Below are 22250 nucleotides of genomic sequence, written 5' to 3' on the forward strand. Positions count from 1 at the left end.
GGAGTTGATTAATTTTGGCCATTTGGCAAAAAGTTTTATCTTTTTTGATGGTGTTCTTTTTGACGGGGGTTAACCCGAACATCGCCTCAGCATCCGAAGCTGTCGGTTCATTTTTGGGTGAATTCCAAAACCCGTATCCTAATTTCAAATGCGAAGACGCGCCTATATTGGAGTGGTTGAAGTTTGAGGGATGTGGTTACCTGTACATCCAGGAATTGCCAAACTACCTCGCGAATCGTGAAAAGGCGTGGGAAGAACGGCTTGAGATCGAACGCGCGCGGGCTTGGGTTTGGTTCGTGGCACCGCCGACTGCTGAAAGTTGTGACATCATTCCTGCTTTGGAAAAAGCGAAGTTTTCCTATCAATGCGCTCCGCGAAGCGAGGGGACCGATGCGCTCGGTCTTTTTGAATGGGAGCTTGCACGCCTCCAAGGACAGCGCGATGGTCTGGCTGCGCGGCTCGAAATTGTGCGCAACGACTTTGAGCGTTTGAAAACCCGTCAGGCCACTTCGGGGGTGCTTTCGCCACGGGATCTGGAATCGATGAACGAGCTGCGTCAGATACTGGATACCCTTGATCAGGTGGCGCGTCGTGAAAGTCTGACGCGCCGCTTTGCGCTGGAGCTTGAGGGCAACCGCGGGCTCGATCTTGGATCAGTAACTCAGATTGTGGTGGAAGAAGCACCGGCCGGACTTTTGCTCAAAACAGGCTCTGACTCAGGTTTCACGGAAGTGGGGTCGATAAGCGACACCGGAGAGAACGTGATTGTTATCGAAACAGAAGATACAGACGCGCAAACGGTGATGCTCGTCCATGCGGAGTTTGGACTCGTCTATGTCGATAAATCAGAATTTTACGCGCGCTAAGGAGGTGGCAATGTCAGTCCGCTCAACACTAGGGAATTTCATGCAGACGGCGCACCGAAGCGCGATTTCCCTGATTTTTGGGGTTTTTGTCGCATTGGCATTCAGTGTGCCTGCCGAGGCTCAGGATGACGGTCTTTATCTGACCATCACAACAGGCTCTCCCGGTGGGACTTACACGCGTTTTGCCAGAGAAATAGGCGAAATGATTCCGGATATCCGCTTAGAGATCGTGCCAAGCGAAGGATCCGTGCAAAACCTAAAGCGCCTCATAGGATACGAAGGGCACGAAGATCAGCAGTACTTTCAACTCGCACTAGTGCAGGCTGACGTGCTTGACCAGTTGCGGGCACGGGCAGCAGGCAGTGATGTGCTCGAAACCGTCGTAGATCGAATTAAGGTGGTGATGCCGCTCTATGGCGAAGAGATTCATGTCTATGCGGAATCGGCGAACGAACTCGAAAGCGTAAATGACATCATAGGCGCGGGACTTGTCGTAAACGCGGGTGGCGAGCGGAGCGGTACGAACCTTACGTCAAGGTGGCTGTTTGAGCAAATGGGATATGCAACCGAAACATACAATTGGGACAACTATTCGGTAGAAAAGGGCCTGCCGGCGATAGGTGCGGGATACGACGTTCTTTTCGACGTTTCGGGAGCGCCCAATTCGTTGGGTCAATCTATCTCTTCCGAACAGGGCCTCGAGCTTTTGCCGATAACGGAATACGGAACGTTGCTGGACGGCGCTGAAACACCTTACCGGAAGGCCCTATTGACACGTGATCAGTATCCTTGGCTTGAAGCCGATGTCCCTACGTTGGCGGTGACTGCGCTACTGGTGACTTTTGATTACGACGAGGAGAATCCCTATTGTGATCTGATTGCCCGCCTGACGCAGGCGATCAAAGACGGCCTTAGGGACAGGCAGAATCCGATCTCGGGCAGTCACCCGAAGTGGCGGGAGGTTGATCTTGTAGGCGCAGGTAACCGTTCGGACATCTATCGGTGTTCTGCGCGCGTCCTGAACGGACGTTAGGGTTGTGCGACGCGCGCGCTGGAAAAGCAGTGGGATCTTTCTTGTTTTTGCGGTGATGCTCGCCGCCTCACAGCCGCTTGCGGCCGAGGTCGTTACTGACAGGTTTGCTTTTGTCATTGGCAATGGAGCATATGAACGACTGGGCGATAACGAACCAGTAATGAATTCTCCGCTGAACCTGCTCACGCCCCGCGCGGATGCATTGGGCTATGTTGAAGCCCTTGAGGACATGAACTGGGATGTGATCAACACCTCATTTTCGGATCGTTCTCTGCGGTCCATCGAGAATGACCTCGACGTGGCATCGACCAAGATCACCGAAGGCTCTGAAGTACTTTTTGTTTTTAACGGCCACGGGTTTTCTGACGATGGGAAAAACTACCTGGTCGGTGTGCCAGGCTCCGGCGAACGCTATGGCTCGATTGGCGATATGCGCGCTGGGTCGATAACGCTTGAGGAGGTCATTCGCAAACTCAATGTCGGGCGGCCCTCCAGAATTGTCCTGATTATCAATGCATGCGGGGATGAACCGCTTGTCTCTGAGGCGTCTCGTGCGCCTGTGCGACCACGGTTCGATGATGTGGATAACGAGATCCTGGTGCTCTATAGCTCTTCGCCAAGGGGCATTGCCTATGACATCATGAACAATTCGGAACGCGAGGAACTTCTGAGAGGCGATCAGTCGGTTGGCATGCTGGACAGCTTGGATCTCGAAGACCTGCCAACCGATGAACTATCAACCGAGATTTATTCACTCTTTTCGCGGAACCTGCTGCCGGTGATAAGTGACAAGCGACCTCTTTTGAGTATCTTCACAGACGTGCGTCTAGCGGTCGAGGCCCAAAGTGTTTTTGCTGCAAGCGACCGTGACTTGCCAATTCTGGGATGGCGTCAAATTCCTCACGTCCTTTATGATACGATCGACGGTAGCTTCAGCCTTTCGGAACCCAAAGTTTCCGGGCCTGTAGGGTCGGCGTCGTCAGACTGGCGACAGGACGCGCAGATTTGCAGGATCGATCCCGAAAAACGCGATGAAGCGCTTGCATTGCGCGATCAGGGTCTGGTTGTTGAAGGACCCGAAAAAAATGTAGTCAACGCATGCATTTTAGAGGCAGCACTATCCGATTTGGGCATCGCAGCACTTGGCTTTGACGCCGATGGCAAAAGCGTCATTGTCTCTCGCACAAATACGGCTTCGGCCTTCCGGTCTCAGGATCGTATTGCAAGGGTCAATGTGGTGTTGGAAGGCCAGCCACGGGCGCGTTATTCTTTCCAGTCGCTTGATGATTTTCGTGATATGCTGGCCGCAAACTATTTTTTACCGGGTAGCAAATTTGTATTTGGCTGGCGTCGAGCAGACGGCACGCTGCCGGCGTCTGGATTTGAACAGCGCAGCTTTTGAGGATGTTCCAATGATTGTACGTCTTGCTTTGATTCTAGGCTTTGGCGCTTCTGTTGCGACCGCCCAAAGCGCCTCTCCCGAGATTGGAAACTCCTTTTTCCAGGATCTTCCAATCTCGGGGGAAATCGAATTCAAGGAAACGATCAATGCCTCGAGTGGTACCATGTCTGGCAATCAACGGCTGTCGATCCGGACCAATCAACTCTTTGCGGCCTTTCAGTTGATCAACGTAGACGCAGAGAAGGAAGAAAACGAAAATCAAGAGAAATCCGCGCCCACCGCGGCCGCAAAGATAAACATGAAAGATCTGCGATTTGCACCCATTAGATTGCCGGCAAACATTGATCAGGAAAGTGAAAAACTCCTGCTTTGTGCAGAAGTGCGAACAATCAATGGCTTTTATGAGGCCGTAGCGAGAAGCATCCCGCTTGCCGCTCAGGAGGAGGCTCAGGGCAGTCCGATCACTATAAAAGCCGATGAGAGCAAGTATATTGATGGGAATTATACAGAAGATCTAATGCTTCTGCGCGGTTTCGTGGCACCAGATTGTGCAGCGGGTCGCTCGAGTTACTACGTGCCGATGTATTTCAGTTCCAAGAACAGTGACGTGCCCAATACGCTCCTGGCTGTCTTTGAGATTGGAAATGCACGGGTACAAGCCACTCTTCACGAGATTGATGAGTCAGGCAAACCGAATGAAGAGCCGGTGGATAAATTTGAGTGCGAGACGACGCGGCGTGTAGATAGGGGATTTGATTGTACTTTGGGAATCAAAGAAAAACCAAAGTTGAAGGGAAACACGATCTATGAGGTTTGGCTGGAAGTTACCCAGCCGCACCTGCCGAAACCCCGTCTCTTTCGCTCGCGCATCACTTTGCCAGAGTTACCCTGAAATGACGGGGACCGAGCACGATCAGCCATTGGCGCAATCTCCGGCGCATTTGAAAAGTGAGGTCAAACAGCCGTTGGATGATGGAGAGCACGTAGCTGCTTCGCCTACCAAAAAACCCGGTCCGATCAAGCGGGCGGCTCATGCCTGTTTCAGGGCATGTAGCAACGTCCAAGTCAAAAACCTGTTTTGCCGTTTTGCGCCGATCTTAAGTGTTCTGACATTTGGGACGCTTGTCCTTTTGATTTGCGCAATCTTGTTGTTTGTTTTTCTTTACCCATCTGGCGGGCTATTTGTCACCAAAGTTGAAACGACCCGGCTCGAATACGATGTGACAAACGAGAACAGGAGCGAGATCCGACTGCAAGGAGTATTGATCTCCGCCAAAGGGGGAGACGTTGTCGATGTTTCTCAACATGAGGCGAAGACCAATGATATTGTTGAAAAAATCAAAAATATCGTTTCCGCATTTTTTCGTGTTTTTTGGCAAGAATGGAGTTCTTCAACACTATCGGCTCAGGCAATTACAGTCGAAACCAGACCAGACTATTTTTGCTACAGCGGTATTGTTAAGCCTCTTCTTGATTCACGCATTGAGATGGATATCGACGACGGAAAACAAGTTCTGAGAATTTCAAACGTCCGGCCGTCTATTGCAGTCAGGCCGCCATGGTTGATCTGGCTAATGCAGAAAATTGGTAAGGATGAAGAGGATACCCAACCCGCAAATGCGAAAGGCACACTCGCCACGCTCAGCTTTAATGGTCAAGATTTGGCGGTGCGTGATTCGCACCAGGACCCACCGGAGAAAACAAAGCCGACAGACCCGAATACGGAGGAACCTGAGGGATTGATGCTTAAGCCACTGAATTTTGATGACGTCAGCGATCCGGTGGATATGATCGGGGAGTTTGCGATCAAAGGGCCTATCACGATTTCACAAGATCCCGGTTGTGCGCAAGAACGTGGGGAAAACGCGGCCTTCGCTTCACCACTGACACCTGTCACCATAGATGGCCCTGCTGTGATCGGGCGCAAATTGCGCACTGTAGGCGGCGCCACTGTGGCTGACGACGATCTTCCGGTCATTAAAGGGGAAACCGAAATTCTAATACGTCAGGTCTTGTGTTGGAAACTTTTCTCACCGGCGCGTTTTTTCGCATCGGATAGAAGCGTTTCAGGAGATCAGGACCGTTCATGCACACGTATCTATCCGACAAATACTGAACCTGTCAGTTTTCCGGCAGGATCTGCATTCTACGGCACCGAGACTAATTGGTTTCCCGAACCATTGGCTGAGTGGTTCGATAGGCGGAACGATCCAACTTATTACTGGAGCGCATCACCATCCCATTTTTATGGTCAGGTCGAATTCAAGGACGGTCGGTACCACGCAAATCTTTCTGCCGAGGCGAACAGATTTCACATTCTGCGTCCCGGCGCTGGCGGAACAACGGACAACAGCAACGTGGTCTCTGTCCCGTTTCTCACGCGCGTGCTGCTTGAGCCGTCGCTCGTTGTCCTGACATCGCTCTTTTTGGCCTTCTGCGGCCTCATTCTAGGTATTCTGCAAATCGAACGCGACGAGGAGCGTTCCCAAACAAACACGGGAAAACCTGCCGACAGCGCTAGCGATGACTGTTCTGAAGACAAAAACACATAGCCCTTGAGCGACTATTCCGTGGATTTGCAGAGATCTTCTTGTCTATTTCTGCGGCAAAAAGGCCGTCTTGCGGAAACTAACCCATAAGCTCGGAGCCAGCTGGTTGGCGTTTTCGCTGGGTTTCGCTTTGCCATAACGACCAGAATCTGTCTTGAGACTGTTTTTTCAGCGCTTCCATGCGGTCGGACCTGTGGATTGGGTTCTACCAATTGGGCGGGGATTGGATTGGTCTGTGCGCGACCTGCGAACCATCACGCGGCGCTGCTGTGTTCGATCCTGGAACTTGAGAAGATGGTCGCGTCGTCAACGCGGGGATTGGAGATGCGAAGTGCAAGTTGATGCATCATGAATAACCGCTCCATGCGCAAGAGGTAATTTCAGAGTTGATTTTGACGCGTCATCGGGTGCTGACATGTATCCGGCCTCTGATGCAGTGATCCACATGCTGCGGGCCCGTATGGTGTTCGAAGTTCAAAGTCAGATCAGTCCCGCGTGCTCATCGGCACTTGTTGCATATTGATTTATTGAACCTGTCTCACGACTGTTGCGCCAAACTACTCCTTGCCCTCTTACGCTCCGACGTTCTCGCGGCCCTCGGTAGCCTTATGCTTCCGGGACCGGAGACTGGTAGACGCCACCACGGGCCATCAAGGCCCAGACGATGCGCGCCATCTTGTTTGCGAGCGCCACCCGCACCAGCATCGGCGGCTTGCGTGACAATAGATTGCCCAGCCACGTTCCCGGCTGAGCGTCTCGATGGGTGTGCCTTTTGATGATGACACTATTGGCACCAATTATTAGCAACCGTCTCAAGGATCGCTCGCCCATCTTTGTTGTGGCACCAAGTCGCTGCTTGCCGCCAGTCGAATGCTGGCGCGGTACTCGTCCAAGCCAAGCTGCAAAGTCGCGCGCCCTCCGGAAGTTTTCTGGCGGTGGCGCAAGGGTGGCAAGTGCCGTCGCGATCAGCGGGCCGATACCTGGTACTGTCATCAGGCGCCGTACGAGTTCGTCTTTCTTGGCCCGGCGGGCGATCTCGGCATCAAGCTTGGCAATCTCCGTTTCAAAATGGGTGAGTGTTGCGAGGAGGGTTTTCAACGTCGCAATGGCATCCGCTGGCAGTTCACATTCCGAATCTTCAATGATTCCAATCAGCTTCGTTGCATTTGCTGCGCCTTCAGGCACGACCTGCCCGAACTCACCCAAATGTCCTCGCAGCGCATTGATGGCTTGGGTCCGCTGCCGGATCAGAAGCTCGCGGACACGGAAGACCATCGCCGCGCCTTGCGTCTCTTCGCTCTTCACTGACACGAACCGCATTGAGGGGCGCACAGCAGCCTCACAGATCGCCTCAGCGTCGACCGCATCGTTCTTTTGTCGCTTCACAAAAGGCTTGACGTAAAGATGCCGTCGGGGAGCGGTTACAGCATCAGTCCCGACTGCACCATAGTGAGTCAAGGAATGGTTTCTCACGGGTCACCGAGGCCACAAAAGCGGCCTCGGTCGTATACAAGTTATTGATTTAGCGGTTCAAGAATTCCAGATCATATTTGTCTGGGTAATCCGGCACTGGGTGCTCTTCATGCAGGGTTTTGACCATGCCATAAATCATGAGCAAGACGATGACAGCTATGGGCAAACCCGCCACGATGGATGCCGTTTGCAACGCGCTCAAGCCGCCCGCCACCATCAGAACCGCTGCCACCATGCCGGAGGACAGGCCCCAGAAAATGCGGAAGCGGATCGGTGGGTCTTCGTCACCCATCGACAACATGGTGCACAGAACGAGCGTGCCGGAGTCCGAAGACGTCACAAACCATGAAACCAGCAAGAGCGTGACAAGGATATACATCGGGTAGGTGATCCAGTCATATCCAAATCCTGCAATCGTCTGGAATACCCCGCGTGCATAGTCTTCGTTGACGGCATCAACCACGCCTGCGCCGTAAAACAGATCCACTCCTGCCGCCGCTCCGCCAAACACACCCATCCAGATGATCACAACCGTGACCGGCACAAACAGGACGGCTAGGCAGAATTCCCGGATCGTGCGCCCTTTGGACACGCGTGCGATGAACATGCCGACAAAGGGACACCAGGCGATCCACCAACCCCAATAGAAGATGGTCCACCATCCTTGCCACTGACTTTCCGGTTCATTGTCGATCCAGAAGCCCATCGGCAAGACGTTCCAGAGATAATCGCCCATGCCCGAAATCGTAACGCCTAGGATAAACGCGGTTGGCCCCAGAATGACGAACAACAGCAGCAAACCAAGACTGGTCAAGACGTTGATCTCAGACAGGATGCGCACGCCTTTACCGACGCCAGATGCTGCAGAGGCAGTGCCCAGGACGGTTATGATGCCCACCAGGATCAACTGATTGGTTTGGGTGTTTTCCATAATGCCCAGCCGTTCGAAGCCTGCACCAATAGGCACGATGCCCAAACCCAGCGATGTCGCGATACCAAAGATTGTTCCGAACACCGCGATCAGGTCGACCAGATGTCCCCAAGGTCCATAAATGCGATGCTTGAGCACAGGGTAGAGCGCGGCACGCGGTGTCAAAGGCAGGTCGTTGCGATAGGCAAAATACGCCAGGCAAAGCCCGGTCAGTACGTATAGGCCCCAGCCGTGAAAACCCCAGTGAAAGCTGGTTACAGTGACGGCCTTGACTGCTGCGGCTGTTGATCCTGCCACGAGGCCCGCCTCGTCGCCAAACGGGTTTCCCTGAATATGGAACATTGGCTCAGCCACGCCCCAATAGATCAGGCCGGACCCAAGTCCTGCCGAGAACAACATCGCGATCCACGAGAAGGTCGAGAAGTCTGGCTCGTCGTCTTCCTTGCCCAGTTTCACGTCCCCAAACCGACTGAACATCAACCAGATCGAAAAGAACAGGGCCGCATTGGCAACCAGCACATAAAACCAGTCCATTGTGCCCAGAATAAAATTTTTGCCCGCAGAAAAAACTGCAGAAGAACGTTCAACATCCATGATCGTGTAAACGACAAAAGCAATGATCATGGCCATCGACGCGAGAGCCATGAAAGTGTTCATCCCGGCAAACAAACCAGATTTTGCAATCAGGGTTTCCGGTGTCTTTTTTTCTCTATTTGGCATGTCTGTTCCCTGTTATCTTGTTGTGCCCGAAGGACCTTGTTGCACGGTTTCGCTGAGCCATGCGCGGAAGGCTTCTTCCAGTCGACCGTGGTTGTCGGCCCACCAGGCAGCATCTGATACGATAGACAGGCTGTCGGCATAGACCGGGCTGTTTGGTATTTTCGCGAGTGTGTCCTCGGACAAAAGCGCCAGAGACGACCGGCGTGTAGGGCCGTTGGGCAGGTATCCGACCATATTGGCTAGCGACTTTGTCGAACTTGCAAAGCGAATGAACTCAATCGCTTCGTCCTTGTATCGGCTGCCCTTCGGAATGCCAAAGAGGTCAAGCTCCATCACCCGCCCGTCAAACACGATCTCGAAACCGGCCCCATCTTCTTCGGAGGCCGTGGCACCTGTTGTGGCCCAGATCGATGACATCACGACATCGCCATTGTTGAGCAGGCGGACAGGTTCGCGGCCTGTGGACCAGATTTGCAGACCAGGTTTGATATCCTCCATCTTGGCTAGGGCCTGTGCGACGCCATCGGGTGTTTCAAGCGTTCCATAAACATCGCCACGCGCTACGCCGTCGGCCATGAGCGCCCATTCCATGATTACTGTCGGATCATTGCGGATCGCGCGCGCACCCGGAAAGGTGTCGACGTCAAAGAAATCCGAAATGGATGCAGGGGCACCATCCCCAAAGGCCGACGTCGAATAGGCAAAGGCTGTCGACCACTGGATAACTCCGACACCGCAATCGTTCAGGGCGCCTTCGACAAAGTCTTCCTCTGCGGCTGTGCCGTCGGCGCCGTTGGGCAGCGAGATGTCGGAAATGTTCTCTAATAACCCTTCCTCGCAGGCGCGCAAAGAGTCCGCCTGTGTCAAATCGACAACGTCCCAGATGACGTTAGCCGACTCCACCTGATCGCGGATTTCGGCGAGCCCGCCATTGTAATGTTCGACGTGGACGCGATCTCCGCTCTGTTCCTCGTAGGGGCGCACGAAGCCAAGCATCTGCGACCGCATATAGGGACCCGTCCAGCTTGTGAATGTGATCTCGTTCTTGGGCTCTGGCGGATCTTGGGCGACAGCAGGCTGCAGCCACAGCGCGCTCAGTAATGCGCAGCCGATACTCAGCCTCAGGTTTCTGTGTGATCTGTGTTTCATCAGGTCCCTCCCCTATTTGGTTTGTCTTGAAGTGTGTTGATGGCACTGTCCGCGATGGGCAGCGTTCTTGACGGTCATGGGACCGGATCACGTTGCGGCGAAGCGCCTCTACTGGCTCTGCCCAGAGTCTCCGGTTTGGGAAGGTTGCTGTTATCAGCTTGAATCTCTTCAATCCGCACCTGAATGCCGCCGACAGGCTCAGAGGGGCGGCGCGTCGTCAGATCAATGTGTACCAAATATGTTTTGACACTTGCGCTAACGGTGCCCGTCTCGCTTTTAACGAGGTGGAACAGATGCAATTTTTTGCCCTGGCCCGAACTCAGTTGTGTAGCGACCGTCAACAAATGGCCTTCGAACATATCATCAAGAAACGGAAGGCGGTTCTCTATAGTAAAGTAGCTGCCACGCGCAGCGATGTATTTGGTATTGCAGACAAACATTTCCATAAAGCGGTCCGTTGCCTGCGCAGAGGACTCCACGTAGTGAGCCTTGTTCAAATGACGGTTACAGTCGGTCCGGCTTTGCGGCACGTAGCGGTGCATGGTGATGCGTTCCTTTCCCAGATATTGAAAAGGTTCGGGCAGTTGCTTTTCTTGCGCATCGATCACGGCGCCAGCCCCAGTACCGGTTTGTTGCAGTTTGCGCTTCCTTCCGACAAGATTGTCGTCGCACAGACGTTCCATATCTCGGATCGACAGATGGCTTAATGGCGTGTCCGACTGGCCCGAGATCAGGTTGACCAAGTCTTCGGTAAACTCTGGCATATCCATCAGCTTGCTCCAAGGCCATTTCGCCGCCGACCCTAACCGTGACACAAAATGCTTCATTCCGGACTCGGCCCCAGCGATCCTGTCGGTCTTGGACAAACCCATTTGTGTCCATTGCAAACAAAAGCCCATGCGGGTGTCCTCGTCGGGTTCCTCAGTGGTACAAAAGCTATCCTTGATGAGCCGAAGCCCTTCGCGCCAGATCGCCTCCCGAATCCGATCGGCGATAGGGGCGTCGATTTCCCTGCGCAAGGTCAGGGGAAGTACACCGATGTTGCGGAAGACGTCCGATGTCTTGGCGCAAGTTTGGGCGTCTTCGACAAGCGGCGAAAGGCGCACCGGGTTTAATGGGGGGACACGATGATCCGTGTCCTACCGGCAATCAAATCTGGCTGTTTGAAGCCTAATGTTGACGACCCGACGATTGCCTCGCGCGTGGTCTGCTTGGTAATCACAGAGTGTACTTTGTGTTTGAGATCCAAACGCTTTGGCACGCTTTCCTGCACCCAGGACCTATTGATTAGCGTCTCTCCAATGTCATCGCAAAACATAATTGCACCTTCAGGCGGCAACGCTCTGCGGGTATTTTCGAAGACTGCGTCAGTTTTATGTTCAGAGCGTTGATCAAGAGCGAATACCGAAACATCCCAGCCGTTCAGCATTAGCCGCGCAACCCAGCCATCCCAAATCAGACCGCCACCGACAATTGTTGCTTTGCGGGTCATGCAACGCCCCGCAGGTCGACAGCCGCGCGGTTTTTCTGGCCCAGATTTTCGCGTTCGGCATCCAAACCGATGACGTGGCCGCAGTCTCTGAAATCGCGACCATGGGGCGCTCTACCAACTGCACGTTCGTGGCCAGTAAACCCTTTTCGAGAAACAAATTGTCTTCGAGACTCACGCGCACGTTTCCTCCAGCCAGTCGGCGCGGCCTTGGCTGTGTATGGCATTTGGTTCCGGCCAAGATTGAACGCGGCCCAGGTCCAGTCGGCAGGTGCGCTGTTGACCATCGTCATCAGCGTGTTGATGTCATTGGGTGCCCCCCAAGCGACGCCGATGCACAATTGCACAAGAGGGCCATCAAGGACACTTTCCTTCATCTGTTCCTTGGCGAACCTCAGATGACCTGCGTTGAACGCCTCGATTTCGGGTTTTAAGCCTATGGCCCATGTCATGTCAGCCGAGTTGGTCATGACGTAGTCGGCGTTGGCAAAGTTCATTACACCGCAATACAGGGCGCACAGCTCGGGAAGGCATGCGCTGATGTGACTTGTTCGTTCGGGTGGGCCGATGACAAAGGACGTGGCTTCGTGGACAGGGAGGGAGGGTTCGGTCGGACCAAATACGATGTCGCCGCGCACGTCGGCGGTCAGGTTCAGAACGGCATCCACGTTTGAGGAACGGTTCCGGTCTGCCACCTCGGGGTAGAGATGGAGACGGCGGGAGGGCGCCCTGGTTTCCGGATCACGCACATAACAATGGATAATCGCTGCACCGGCGTTGGCGGCATCAATCGCAGAATCTGCGATCTGTTTAGGACTGCGGAGCACATGTGGCGACCGGTCCTGCGTTCCACCCGACCCCGTGACTGCGCATGCGATAAAGACGTCTCTGTTCATGCGAAGTGGCACAGCCGTATCCGTTTTTCCTGTCATCGAGGGCGCCCCCCCGTCGTGTTTCAGGGTTTCGGGATTGACCAAACCAGACACGTCTCGAATTGGGCATTGCGCAGTCGAATGCAGACACGACTAGGTCAATTGACCGGACATTCGTGCCGACATCGCCTATGTTTCACGGGTTGCCCTTTTGACTGGAATCGCCTGAAGCCCGAAATATTGCGTGTATTCAAACACGTGATAGGGTTTTCAACATTGTCAAAATTTGCCAAAAATATGTACATATGTTGTCAGAATCGATCCACGACTTTGAATTTCTGTTGTTCGGGGGTTTCTCGAACATTGCTTTGTCGTGCGCTATGGAACCTTTGCGAGACGTCAAGTTGCGGGCGGGCCGGAAGCGCGCAAACTGGATCGTTACAACCTTGGATGGAGAAAGAGCCACCAGTTCCAGTGGTCTTCAGATCGTTCCAAACAGCACATTTCAGGCTGATCGACCGTCCAAAAGGCTGGTGTTGGTGGCCGGCTACGGTGTTCGCAACATCACCAATCCCGATTTGCGGGCCAAATTGCGGATCGCGGCCCGACAATGCGAGGCAGTGGTCGCGATTGATGCGGCTGCCTGGCTGCTTGCCGATGCGGGTCTGCTGGATGGGCACGTGGCCACGATCCATTGGCAGGATCTGAAAGAGTTTGCGGAAGCATTCCCTGCTGTTGCTACGACATCGGACCACTTTGTGAAATCCGGGAAGTATTATACCTGTGGCGGCGCGAGCACTGTTTTGGAGCTGATGTTTGACATGCTTAGCAGTCTGTTTGGACCGGCCACTGCTTTTGATGCCTCAAATATGTTTGTTTACTCCGACAAACGCGCGCCTGACGCGACCAAAAGTGCGCCAAATCTGAGCGTCAGAGGATCGCCAATGCTCGTCAAGGCTGTCGAACTGATCGCCGAGGACATCCAGTCTCCCATGTCGACAAGTGAGATTGCCAAACACATTGGCGTTTCCAGCCGCACATTGCACCGTACGTTCTTGAGTGAATTGCATGTGACGCCAGGCAAATTCAGATCCAGATTCCGGCTCAAGCAAGCGGAGTATCTTGCTGCGAGTACAGATCTCTCTTTGGAGCAGATCGCACTACGATGTGGCTACGCTTCAGCGTCATCATTGTGTCGTGCCTACAAAGGGGTCTTTGAGGAAACTTTGGTAAGAAAAGTATCCCAAATGGTCTGAAGCGAGACACAGGTTGCCGGTATAAGTACCAAAATAGATGCCTACTGCGCCTGCGCGCGTCGCGGCATCAGCGCATCCAACCCAAATGGCGATGCGTAGTTGATGGGCCCGTAAAAGAAATGGCTTTGTTATTTCCATTAGCCTGTCCGTATCGATTGGCGCGGTCATGAGCGAGAGGAACATGCTCTGACGCAGCATGGGCTGACGCTCAAACACATCTCCTTGCCCTGGTTCACTGACTTGGGCCAGACATTTGAATGGATCTCCAGCGCGGTGTTATCTAAGCTCTGTAGTGTTGACCAATTGCTACCCGCCTCGATCCGAGACAATTGATAGTTCCGAAGCTGGTCAGCAGGATCGGTGCTCACCGCCAGTCAGCGAACATTTTGGTGCGCGTAGAACCGTCGACTTGTTTGGTTCCGATCCCGCCAGCGCCTGGGTTCTTACCCACTTGGCTGTCGTTCTCTTAGTGGTTGGTAATGCCAAAAACAGTTTTGGTATTGTTCGCAAGGATCGCGTTGCGCATCAACAATTGGGAGATGCGCCCCAAGTCGATCTGCAGTTGCGCCAGTGCGCGTGTAGATCGCTACATCCTTTGTCGGACCCGATCCATAGAAGGCCCACCGCCGCGCCACGTTGTGCTTCCGCTGCAGCGAGGTGAGAGGTCAAGACGCAAAATTCAAACATACTGCCAATTCGTAAAACCCTATGCCAGTTGCACTTTTGGGATTGAGACGTTCAGCCGATTCTGTTGCCTTGGCTCCAAACACCGCGCAGCATGGGTGTTTGGCCCACGGTGCGCACACGCAGCACATCACCACGAAACCCGTGCTGCAGCACACCGCGATCATGCAGTCGCGCAGCCTTGGCCGGGTTGCAAGTAACTGTTGCGATGGCGCGAGGTAGATCGTCCCAGACTTGGGCGAGGTGGAAGGCAGACAAGAGCAGTGCCGAGGGCACATAGTCCGAAGACACGATGTCCAAGAGGTCAGCTTGGGCGAGCTCTTCCGCCGCGACATTCCCGGAGTGAGAACTACCCCGGATCAGGTTCGGCGCGCCCATCATCACCGCAATGCCATGGGCGCGGCAGGCTTTGGCGGCTTCCAAAGCGGTTGGGAATTCCGCGAAACCTACACCATTTTGCGCCGATGTTGCCACATGTTCAGATGTCGTGTCGTCGTGGCTGGCGAGAACCGCGCCAAGGCGGTTAGCCTCGGTCACGGCGCCTGCCTCGTGTTTGGAGCCGAAGCTTTTTTGCAGCCGCAACAGGTTCTCGACGTGCTCGGCAAATTCCATATCGTTCATGCCGCGCTTTTTGGCGACATAGGTCTTCAATCTGGCAAGGTCGCGGAATTGACGCTGTCCCGGGGTGTGGTCCATCAGGCTGACAATACCGACGCGATCTTCCAGTCCGAAGGCTGCCAGCTCGTCCAGCAGAGTCTCGGAACAGATCTCGGCCCGCAGATGCAGAAAATGACTGATCTTGAACAGTCCTTCTGCGCGGGCGGCCAGCAATTCGTCTGCCAGTTTGCGAGCGTAGTTAATGTACCGTCCTTTGCCGCCGTGTATGGAGCCCACCCGCATCGCATCGAATACGGTGGTGATGCCGGTCGAGGCCAGTTCCGCATCATGGGCAATCAAGGCCGCCAGATGGGGCCAATCCACCTTTGGACGTGGCTCGATGTGCCGCTCGACATTGTCCGTGTGCAGTTCCACCAAACCGGGCAAAACCAAATCGCCCGCGCAATCTATGGCACCGGTTAGCACGCGGTCCCCTTCTGCGATGTCGCAGATCACACCTTTTTCGATCGTGACCGATCCGGTGACAATACGATCGGGCAGCACCATCTGTGCATTTGCGAGGCATAGATCGGCTGGCACATCGCTTTGACAAGACCGGGCCAAAGAGGACGCATGGCAAGGGGAATTCATCTCATTTTCTCGCTTCGCAGTTTGCCATGACCCGCTCGAGAGCACCTTGTCGAACTCGGTGTTGCGTGGCCAGACTGGCACTTTTCCCACGTCCTATTTGGTCGGTTAGATCACCCTGTGCGGCGCGGGGAACAATGGTCGGTTCGAGTTCATACATCGCTACACGCTCTCGGGTTGAAGGAGCGCCACACCGAGTGCGACGGTCTGAGACAGTGGGCCGTCATTGGACAGGTGGATTACTTCAAGGTCGGCAGGCAGGGGATTTGACGCTTGCGCAAGGCGCGCCGCAATCTCCTCGTCCGTCTCGCGCCCGCGGGCAACCAGACGCTGTTTAAGGGTAGAAGGCTGTGCCGTGATATTTAGAACCTTGAAGCGTGGAAAGATCGCGGCCGCTTCAGACAAGGCCTTGCGAGAGAAATTCACGAGGCAATCTGTGCCCTTGTTCAACTGGCATTTCACCGTGATGGGGATGCCGTAATAGAGCCCGTGCGCGGACCAATGTACGGCAAAGGCCCCATTCTCGACCATGGCCTCAAACTCGGCAACCGACACGCCATCATAGATTTCGCCGCCGAGCCCAGGCGCGCGCGTGACCACTCTTTGCACCAGTTTAAGCTGGGGTATTGCATCGTGAATGCCCGCCATCACGCTATCCTTGCCAACACCTGAGGGCCCGACGACCGCGATGAGCCTTCCCGACGTCATGCGGCCACCCCGGGCGTAAAGCGCCCGACATCGATCTCGCGGTCGCAGACACGTGCGCGGGCCGCTTCGTCATGGAAGATACCAATGATAGCAACCCCACGCGCCTTGGCCTCTTCAATGAGCGAAAGCACGACTTCGCGGTTCACGGAATCAAGGCTGGCCGTTGGTTCATCCAGTAGCATCGCCGGGTAGGCATGGGCAAAACCGCGGGCGATGTTCACGCGCTGCTGTTCACCGCCCGAAAAGGTTGTCGGCGAGAGGGTCCAGAGCCGTTCCGGGATGTTCAGCTGAGTGAGAAGCGCTTGCGCTCGCGCTTGCGCTGCCTCTGCTGCCACACCCACCATACGCAAAGGTTCGGCGACCACGGCCAGCGTCGGCACACGGGGCACCACCCGCAGGAACTGGCTAACGTAACCCAGCACTTCGCGACGCAAGGCGATCACTTCACGCGGCTCTGCTTGCGCCATGTCCAACCCGCCGATCTGTATTGACCCCGCTCGCGTCAGGTAGTTGCCGTAGATCATCCTCATCAGCGTCGACTTACCCGCGCCAGACGCACCGGTGAGTGCCACGCACTCGCCGGTGGCGACTTCGAAGGACACATTATTGATAACCTCGATGACCGCGCTTCCCTGATTATGCAGGGTGAAGGTCTTGGACACGTCTTTCAATTCAATCATGGGTCACACCTGCAAAACGGAACTGACAAGAAGTTGGCTATAGGCATGTTGCGGGTCGTCGAGCACCTGATCGGTCAACCCGGTTTCGACCACGCGGCCGGATTTCATCACCATCAGCCGGTCTGCAAGTAGACGCACCACGGCAAGGTCATGGGTTACAATGATCGCAGACAACCCCATGTCGCGGACCAGCCCACGCAGCAGATCCAGCAATCGGGCTTGCACGGACACATCCAATCCGCCCGTGGGTTCATCCATGAATACCAGCCGCGGTCCGTTGACCAGGTTACGGGCGATCTGCAGGCGTTGCTGCATGCCACCGGAAAAGGTCGTGGGCCGATCATCCACGCGGGTGGCGTCAATCTCGACCCGCTCAAGCCAGTCCGTGGCCTTGTCACGGATATCGCCATAGTGGCGCGCGCCGACGGCCATCAGCCGCTCACCTACATTGCCACCCGCTGACACACCCATGCGCAACCCATCGCGGGCGTGCTGGTGTACAAATGCCCAATCGGTTCGCGACAGCATCCGGCGTTCCGGCTCAGGCATGGCGACCGTATCGCGCGGGCCATCCATACGGGTGTCAAACAACACTTTGCCTGCATCTGGTTTCAGATGACCCGCCATGCAGTTCAGCAGCGTGGACTTGCCCGAGCCGCTTTCGCCGACGACCCCCATGACCTCACCGGCATAGAGGTCGAAGGAAACATCCGCGCATCCGATATGCGGGCCATAGCGTTTTGTTATCCCCTGAACTGACAGCAATGGTGTCATGCCGCGTCCTTTCCCTTGTGGCCCGCCGCCTGACGTGCCTCGCAATAATCGGTGTCAGAGCAGACGAACATCCGCCCGCCCGTGTCATCGATGATCACCTCATCGAGATAGCTTTCTTCGGCACCACACATCCCGCAGGGGTGATCGGCCTTCGAGGCCTCAAAAGGGTGATCTTCGAAATCGAGGCTGACCACTTGCGTGTAAGGGGGCAGCGCGTAGATCCGCTGTTCCCGCCCCGCCCCGAAAAGCTGGATCGCCGCCATCCCACCCAGCTTGGGGTTGTCGAATTTCGGGATTGGCGAAGGGTCCATGACATACTGCCCTTCAACCTTCACTGGATAAGCATAAGAGGTGGCGATATGCCCATGGCGGCTGATGTCTTCGTAGAGCTTTACATGCATCAAACCATATTCCTCGAGGGCGTGCATCTTGCGCGTCTCGCTCTCGCGTGGCTCCAAAAACCGTAGTGGTTCTGGGATCGGCACCTGGTAAACGAGGATCTGACCCTCGGTCAGCTTCTCTTCGGGGATGCGGTGCCGGGTTTGGATAACCGTTGCGTCCCGGGTTGTGGTCGTTGTCTCCACACCTGCGGTTTGCTCGAAGAAGGTCCGGATCGATACGGCGTTCGTTGTATCATCCGCGCCCTGGTCGATTACCTTGAACGTATCGTCGGGCGTAAGAACGGCTGCAGAGACCTGAACACCGCCGGTGCCCCAGCCATACGGCATGGGCATCTCGCGCGAAGCAAAAGGCACCTGATAGCCGGGGATCGCCAATCCTTTCAGGATTGCGCGGCGGATCATCCGCTTGGTCTGTTCATCCAGATAGGCAAAGTTGTAGGACTGGTCGGTCATAGCAACCCCCTTTCATTCAGCGTCAACCAAAGGGCATCGGCACCGGTAAAGTGAATTGCGTCCATCCCCACTGCACGCGCAGCCAGACAATTGTGAAGGCCATCATCGATGAAGACGCAGTCTTGCGGATTTACCTCGGCGCGTTCGCACAAGAGCCGGTAAATCAGGACGCTGGGCTTCAGGACACCCACCTCGCCTGAGACCACGAGGGTTCCAAAGACCGTGCCCAGTTCAGGATGCACCTTCAGGCCTTCGGGCCAAGTCTCGGCAGACCAGTTCGTTATGGCGTGAGTTGGAATGCCATTGTCCCGCAAGGCATAGAGACACTCCCATGTGCCCGCGATCTTGTCAGGTACGGTCAGAGAGTAGCGGCCAACGTATTGGGCAAGGCGCGCTGCGTCTTCCCGATCCGGAATATGTGCTGCGGCGTCACTGAAACGCGTGCCGCCATCGCAGGCAAAGTTGATCTTGTCGAACCTGACCCGGTCTAGAAAGGCGCGTGCACCTTCTTCCCCAAGGTCATCGACCCAGGCAAGATGCGGTTGCCAATCCACGAGCACGCCACCGATGTCGAAAACGACAGTACTGACCGTCATTCCGCGGCCTCCTGCACCTGATCGGCTCCTGCCTCTCGGCGCATCTTGCGCACCAGTTCAAGTTCCGACTGGAAGTCTACGTAGTGCGGCAGCTTTATGTGCTCCAGAAAGCCCGTCGCCTGAATGTTGTCTGCATGATAGAGGACAAATTCCACATCCTGCGCGGGCGCGCCAACGTTGTCTTCGCCCAGTTCTTCCCAGCGGAGGGCGCGGTCGACAAGGGCCATTGAAATCGCTTTGCGCTCGGTGTGGCCGAAAACCAGCCCATAGCCGCGCGTGAACTGCGGCGGCTCGGTTTTTGACCCCTTGAACTGATTCACGGTTTCGCATTCGGTCAGGGTTACTTCACCGATTTCAACCGAGAAGCCCAATTCCGGGATCTCCAGCTCAACCGGCACAGCACCGATCCGCAACTCGCCCACAAAGGCGTGGTTGCGCGCATAGCCGCGCTGCGTCGAATAGGCGAGCCCAAGCGTGAAACCTTCATCGGCACGGGTCAACGCTTGAAGCCGCAAGGCGCGATCAGCAGGCATCTCCAGCGGTTCGCGTGTGAGATCGGGGGGTGGTGTGTCGTCGTGCCCTGCGGGTTCGATGAGGCCTTCGCGGTTCAGGAATTCGGTGACATGCGGCACATCACCCGGCGTAACCGCGCGCGCAGGCGCTTCCGGGACATCGCCGTCAGCGGCCAGTTTGAAATCCAGCAGACGGTGGGTGTAGTCAAAAGTCGGCCCTAACACCTGCCCACCGGGGAGGTCCTTGAAAGTGGCCGAGATACGCCTGTCACATGCCATTGTGCCAGTATCAACAGGCTTTGAGGCGCCAAAGCGGGGTAGAGTGGTTCGGTAAGCGCGGATCAGAAAAATTGCTTCGATCAGGTCGCCACGCGCCTGTTTGATTGCCAGTGCGGCAAGGTCGGGATCATAAAGGGAGCCTTCCGACATGACGCGGTCAACTGCCAGTTTGAGCTGCTCACGTATCTGTGCGATGCTGAGCTCAGGAACATCCGGATCGCCCCGGCGCTCTTCGGCGAGCCAGGCATGGGCGTTCTCGATCGCTCGCTCTCCGCCTTTCACAGCAACATACATTATTGCACCTCTGTCGATCTGGGCAGTGCTGCGAGCCGACTGCCGCTGGTCAGAATGAAGTCCAGGCCCAAGGGAAACAGGCTGCGGTTGTTCCGGAAGGCCCGCACGTTCGGCAACGACAGGGACGCGCTTGTCTTGATGCCAGGGCCTGTGAGCGTTGCTCCGGTTGCCGCAAGCTCTGAGCATTCGACGATCAATGTGGCAGAGCGGTCCGGGTACTCTGGGGTTCCGATGGAGTATTCCGACTGAGGCGCCAAAGCCTCCCACGTGCCGACCGCAAACATACAATTGGACGGTCCGGTCATCGGCGCGCCGGTGTGAAAAGCCAACCATGCACGCACTGCTTCGCAATTGGTATGGCCGGCCAGATAAACCGGTGTCTCGCTGTCGCAAAGTGTCAGCAGAACGGTACCCGCCGCCATGGACAAAGGCGCAGGTGGTTTCGCGCCGCTGATGTCGTGAATCGTCCCCGGACGCGCCATTGCCTCCATCATGCTGCGAAAGGCATGGGCCGACTGGATTGCCGGATCGGCGAAGCCGCCGAAAAGAGTTTCAGCCTGCATCAATCTTCCCCTCTGACCATAGTGAAAAAATCGACCTTAGTGGCGGCGGCCTTTGCGGCGCGGGCCGCTTTTGCAGTGTTCTGCTCGTCTGCGAGTGGGTCCAACACTGATCTGCGCAGAGCTTCCGATGCGCGCGTTTGCATCAGCGCATCCACCAGCGCCGAAGCTTCGGCATCTGCTTTGCGCCGCCCTTGGATATAGGCATGCCCGACCTCGCCGGTGACAAGTGTCAAAGCGCAGCGGGTCACCGTCATCTCGCCCAGGTTGAACGGTGATCCGGTGCCGCCCGCATGGGCGCGCACCATCGTGCTTCCAATCTCCGGTGGCCTCAACCATGTAAATTCAGGACGGGTCATCGCCGCATCAAGCAGCGCAACAACACGGCCTTCCGGGGCTTTGGCGAGCAGACTCATCCAGGTCTTGCGAGGATTATTTTCGTCGAAAGCGTCTTTCATCTCGACAACTTATCCATTTCCTATACAACTATACTTATCTTACCCTATTCCGCGCGGGAAGACAGAGGAAATTTGTGAAACTTGCGTGACATATCCGCCAAGACACCGATTTGGAAAGCCATCGCCGATGCTCTGCGTAGCGATTTGGCCGAAGGGCGCTACACCCCTGGTGACAAGCTTCCGACCGAGGCTGCCTTGGCGGAGCGCTTCGGTGTCAACCGCCACACGGTGCGCCATGGTATTTCCGCTTTGGTCGATGAAGGGTTTGTTCGGACCCGCCGCGGCGCGGGTGCCTTTGTGGCGGCCACGCCCACGGATTACCCGATCGGCAGTCGGGTCCGGTTCCACGAAAACCTGATCGCAGCTGGGCGCAGGCCGGAAAAGCGCGTGCTACATTTGGAAGAACGCGCGGCAACTGAAGGCGAAGCGAAAGCATTGTATATTGCGTCGGGTGACCCCGTCTGTGTGTATCATGGCTTGTCGCTTGCCGACGGTCAGCCGATTGCGGTATTTGAGAGCTTGTTCCCTCTGGCGCGCCTACCGGGCATCGGCGAGGCATTGAAAGAAACAAGCAGTGTAACCGAAGCGTTGCGATCCGTAAGTGTCGCCGATTACACGCGCGCTTCAACACGACTAACGGCGGTTCGGGCGTCAGCTACCCAGGCGTTGCATTTGCAGGTCACAGAGGGCGATCCGCTGCTGAGATCCTCAGGTGTGAATGTTGACGAGGCAGGGGTGCCTGTGGAGTATGGGCGGACTTGGTTTGCCGGAGATCGTGTGGCTCTGACGCTAGAGGGACAATAAGGACTGCAGGTGAAAACCCCCCGGGCAACGCAACGGCGGGTACGTGCGTCTGGAACGGACAG

Annotated in this window: 20 protein-coding genes and 2 pseudogenes; 7 read left to right on the plus strand and 15 right to left on the minus strand. The window is 55.6% G+C overall.

Translation table 11 applies throughout. From position 1 onward, the window contains the following. Positions 1 to 59: 59 nt before the first annotated feature. The 5 genes from AB8B75_RS01140 (at position 60) to AB8B75_RS01160 (ending at position 5853) form a co-directional block, all read left to right on the plus strand. Positions 60 to 866, plus strand: coding sequence for a hypothetical protein (locus tag AB8B75_RS01140; protein WP_405359187.1), 807 nt, complete (start codon positions 60 to 62; stop codon positions 864 to 866). Positions 867 to 876: 10 nt separating this feature from the next. After that, positions 877 to 1899, plus strand: coding sequence for a TAXI family TRAP transporter solute-binding subunit (locus AB8B75_RS01145; protein WP_405359188.1), 1023 nt, complete (start codon positions 877 to 879; stop codon positions 1897 to 1899). 4 nt (positions 1900 to 1903) lie between these two features. Further along, a complete protein-coding gene (locus AB8B75_RS01150; RefSeq protein WP_405359189.1) occupies positions 1904 to 3301 on the plus strand; it encodes a hypothetical protein in 1398 nt (465 codons plus the stop codon). Positions 3302 to 3311: 10 nt separating this feature from the next. After that, positions 3312 to 4193, plus strand: a complete 882-nt coding sequence (locus tag AB8B75_RS01155) for a hypothetical protein (RefSeq protein ID WP_405359191.1) — start codon at positions 3312 to 3314, stop codon at positions 4191 to 4193. 256 nt (positions 4194 to 4449) lie between these two features. Beyond that, a complete protein-coding gene (locus tag AB8B75_RS01160) occupies positions 4450 to 5853 on the plus strand; it encodes a hypothetical protein (RefSeq protein WP_405359193.1) in 1404 nt (467 codons plus the stop codon). Between the two features lie 603 nt (positions 5854 to 6456). Here AB8B75_RS01160 and AB8B75_RS01165 read toward each other — a convergent pair. The 6 genes and pseudogenes from AB8B75_RS01165 to AB8B75_RS01190 form a co-directional block, all read right to left on the minus strand. Beyond that, a pseudogene (locus AB8B75_RS01165) lies at positions 6457 to 7251 on the minus strand (IS110 family transposase); the annotation flags it as partial. A gap of 121 nt (positions 7252 to 7372) precedes the next feature. Further along, a complete protein-coding gene (locus AB8B75_RS01170; protein ID WP_405359195.1) occupies positions 7373 to 8974 on the minus strand; it encodes a BCCT family transporter in 1602 nt (533 codons plus the stop codon). A gap of 12 nt (positions 8975 to 8986) precedes the next feature. Beyond that, entirely contained in the window at positions 8987 to 10123 is a 1137-nt protein-coding gene (locus AB8B75_RS01175) for an extracellular solute-binding protein (RefSeq protein ID WP_405359197.1), read from the minus strand. A 74-nt stretch (positions 10124 to 10197) separates the two neighbouring features. Then, the gene (locus AB8B75_RS01180) at positions 10198 to 11229 is read right to left on the minus strand and encodes a thioesterase family protein (RefSeq protein WP_405359199.1); all 1032 of its coding nucleotides are present in this window, start codon (positions 11227 to 11229) and stop codon (positions 10198 to 10200) included. Between the two features lie 5 nt (positions 11230 to 11234). Next, positions 11235 to 11615 carry a 3-hydroxyacyl-CoA dehydrogenase NAD-binding domain-containing protein gene (locus AB8B75_RS01185; RefSeq protein WP_405359201.1) on the minus strand — a complete coding sequence of 127 codons (381 nt, stop codon included), beginning with the start codon at positions 11613 to 11615 and terminating at the stop codon, positions 11235 to 11237. Further along, positions 11612 to 12520 (minus strand): annotated as a pseudogene (locus AB8B75_RS01190) (3-keto-5-aminohexanoate cleavage protein). Before AB8B75_RS01190 ends, AB8B75_RS01185 begins: the two are co-directional and overlap by 4 nt. A gap of 344 nt (positions 12521 to 12864) precedes the next feature. Between AB8B75_RS01190 and AB8B75_RS01195 the strand changes: the two are divergent. Continuing rightward, a complete protein-coding gene (locus tag AB8B75_RS01195; RefSeq protein ID WP_405359203.1) occupies positions 12865 to 13740 on the plus strand; it encodes a GlxA family transcriptional regulator in 876 nt (291 codons plus the stop codon). Between the two features lie 738 nt (positions 13741 to 14478). Here the strand turns inward: AB8B75_RS01195 and AB8B75_RS01200 are convergent. The 9 genes from AB8B75_RS01200 to phnG all read right to left on the minus strand — a co-directional run bounded on the left by AB8B75_RS01200 (position 14479) and on the right by phnG (position 21384). Continuing rightward, entirely contained in the window at positions 14479 to 15672 is a 1194-nt protein-coding gene (locus AB8B75_RS01200; RefSeq protein ID WP_405359205.1) for an alpha-D-ribose 1-methylphosphonate 5-triphosphate diphosphatase, read from the minus strand. Between the two features lie 159 nt (positions 15673 to 15831). Continuing rightward, on the minus strand, positions 15832 to 16377 hold the full coding sequence (phnN, locus tag AB8B75_RS01205) for a phosphonate metabolism protein/1,5-bisphosphokinase (PRPP-forming) PhnN (RefSeq protein WP_405359207.1): 546 nt from the start codon (positions 16375 to 16377) through the stop codon (positions 15832 to 15834). Beyond that, positions 16374 to 17057: a phosphonate C-P lyase system protein PhnL gene (phnL, locus tag AB8B75_RS01210; RefSeq protein WP_405359209.1), complete on the minus strand. Its 684-nt coding sequence runs from the start codon at positions 17055 to 17057 to the stop codon at positions 16374 to 16376. Before phnL ends, phnN begins: the two co-directional genes overlap by 4 nt. A gap of 3 nt (positions 17058 to 17060) precedes the next feature. After that, entirely contained in the window at positions 17061 to 17831 is a 771-nt protein-coding gene (gene phnK / locus AB8B75_RS01215) for a phosphonate C-P lyase system protein PhnK (RefSeq protein ID WP_405359210.1), read from the minus strand. After that, complete coding sequence (locus AB8B75_RS01220; protein ID WP_405359212.1) at positions 17828 to 18685, minus strand: alpha-D-ribose 1-methylphosphonate 5-phosphate C-P-lyase PhnJ; 858 nt, start codon at positions 18683 to 18685, stop codon at positions 17828 to 17830. The genes phnK and AB8B75_RS01220 overlap by 4 nt, the downstream gene beginning before the upstream one ends. Continuing rightward, a complete protein-coding gene (locus AB8B75_RS01225) occupies positions 18682 to 19281 on the minus strand; it encodes an HAD-IA family hydrolase (RefSeq protein ID WP_405359214.1) in 600 nt (199 codons plus the stop codon). The genes AB8B75_RS01220 and AB8B75_RS01225 overlap by 4 nt, the downstream gene beginning before the upstream one ends. Beyond that, complete coding sequence (locus AB8B75_RS01230) at positions 19278 to 20366, minus strand: carbon-phosphorus lyase complex subunit PhnI (protein ID WP_405359216.1); 1089 nt, start codon at positions 20364 to 20366, stop codon at positions 19278 to 19280. Before AB8B75_RS01230 ends, AB8B75_RS01225 begins: the two co-directional genes overlap by 4 nt. Beyond that, complete coding sequence (phnH, locus tag AB8B75_RS01235; protein WP_405359218.1) at positions 20366 to 20929, minus strand: phosphonate C-P lyase system protein PhnH; 564 nt, start codon at positions 20927 to 20929, stop codon at positions 20366 to 20368. Before phnH ends, AB8B75_RS01230 begins: the two co-directional genes overlap by 1 nt. Next, positions 20929 to 21384, minus strand: coding sequence for a phosphonate C-P lyase system protein PhnG (phnG, locus tag AB8B75_RS01240; protein ID WP_405359220.1), 456 nt, complete (start codon positions 21382 to 21384; stop codon positions 20929 to 20931). Before phnG ends, phnH begins: the two co-directional genes overlap by 1 nt. Before the next feature lie 81 nt (positions 21385 to 21465). Here phnG and phnF point away from each other — a divergent pair, with 81 nt between their 5' ends. Then, entirely contained in the window at positions 21466 to 22188 is a 723-nt protein-coding gene (gene phnF / locus AB8B75_RS01245; protein WP_405359222.1) for a phosphonate metabolism transcriptional regulator PhnF, read from the plus strand. The last annotated feature ends 62 nt before the right edge of the window (positions 22189 to 22250 follow it).

Origin of the sequence: Roseobacter sp. (genome assembly GCF_045106495.1) — a bacterium.
In the GTDB taxonomy this organism is placed as follows: domain Bacteria; phylum Pseudomonadota; class Alphaproteobacteria; order Rhodobacterales; family Rhodobacteraceae; genus Roseobacter.

Bases quoted from the DNA above. Each gene is read 5' to 3' on its own strand.
- AB8B75_RS01145 (WP_405359188.1), top strand. From the start codon at position 877: ATGTCAGTCCGCTCAACACTAGGGAATTTCATGCAGACGGCGCACCGA.
- AB8B75_RS01155 (WP_405359191.1), top strand. From the start codon at position 3,312: ATGATTGTACGTCTTGCTTTGATTCTAGGCTTTGGCGCTTCTGTTGCG.
- AB8B75_RS01170 (WP_405359195.1), bottom strand. From the start codon at position 8,974: ATGCCAAATAGAGAAAAAAAGACACCGGAAACCCTGATTGCAAAATCT.
- AB8B75_RS01175 (WP_405359197.1), bottom strand. From the start codon at position 10,123: ATGAAACACAGATCACACAGAAACCTGAGGCTGAGTATCGGCTGCGCA.
- AB8B75_RS01185 (WP_405359201.1), bottom strand. From the start codon at position 11,615: ATGACCCGCAAAGCAACAATTGTCGGTGGCGGTCTGATTTGGGATGGC.
- AB8B75_RS01195 (WP_405359203.1), top strand. From the start codon at position 12,865: ATGGAACCTTTGCGAGACGTCAAGTTGCGGGCGGGCCGGAAGCGCGCA.
- AB8B75_RS01200 (WP_405359205.1), bottom strand. From the start codon at position 15,672: ATGAATTCCCCTTGCCATGCGTCCTCTTTGGCCCGGTCTTGTCAAAGC.
- phnN (WP_405359207.1), bottom strand. From the start codon at position 16,377: ATGACGTCGGGAAGGCTCATCGCGGTCGTCGGGCCCTCAGGTGTTGGC.
- phnL (WP_405359209.1), bottom strand. From the start codon at position 17,057: ATGATTGAATTGAAAGACGTGTCCAAGACCTTCACCCTGCATAATCAG.
- phnK (WP_405359210.1), bottom strand. From the start codon at position 17,831: ATGACACCATTGCTGTCAGTTCAGGGGATAACAAAACGCTATGGCCCG.
- AB8B75_RS01220 (WP_405359212.1), bottom strand. From the start codon at position 18,685: ATGACCGACCAGTCCTACAACTTTGCCTATCTGGATGAACAGACCAAG.
- AB8B75_RS01225 (WP_405359214.1), bottom strand. From the start codon at position 19,281: ATGACGGTCAGTACTGTCGTTTTCGACATCGGTGGCGTGCTCGTGGAT.
- AB8B75_RS01230 (WP_405359216.1), bottom strand. From the start codon at position 20,366: ATGTATGTTGCTGTGAAAGGCGGAGAGCGAGCGATCGAGAACGCCCAT.
- phnH (WP_405359218.1), bottom strand. From the start codon at position 20,929: ATGCAGGCTGAAACTCTTTTCGGCGGCTTCGCCGATCCGGCAATCCAG.
- phnG (WP_405359220.1), bottom strand. From the start codon at position 21,384: ATGAAAGACGCTTTCGACGAAAATAATCCTCGCAAGACCTGGATGAGT.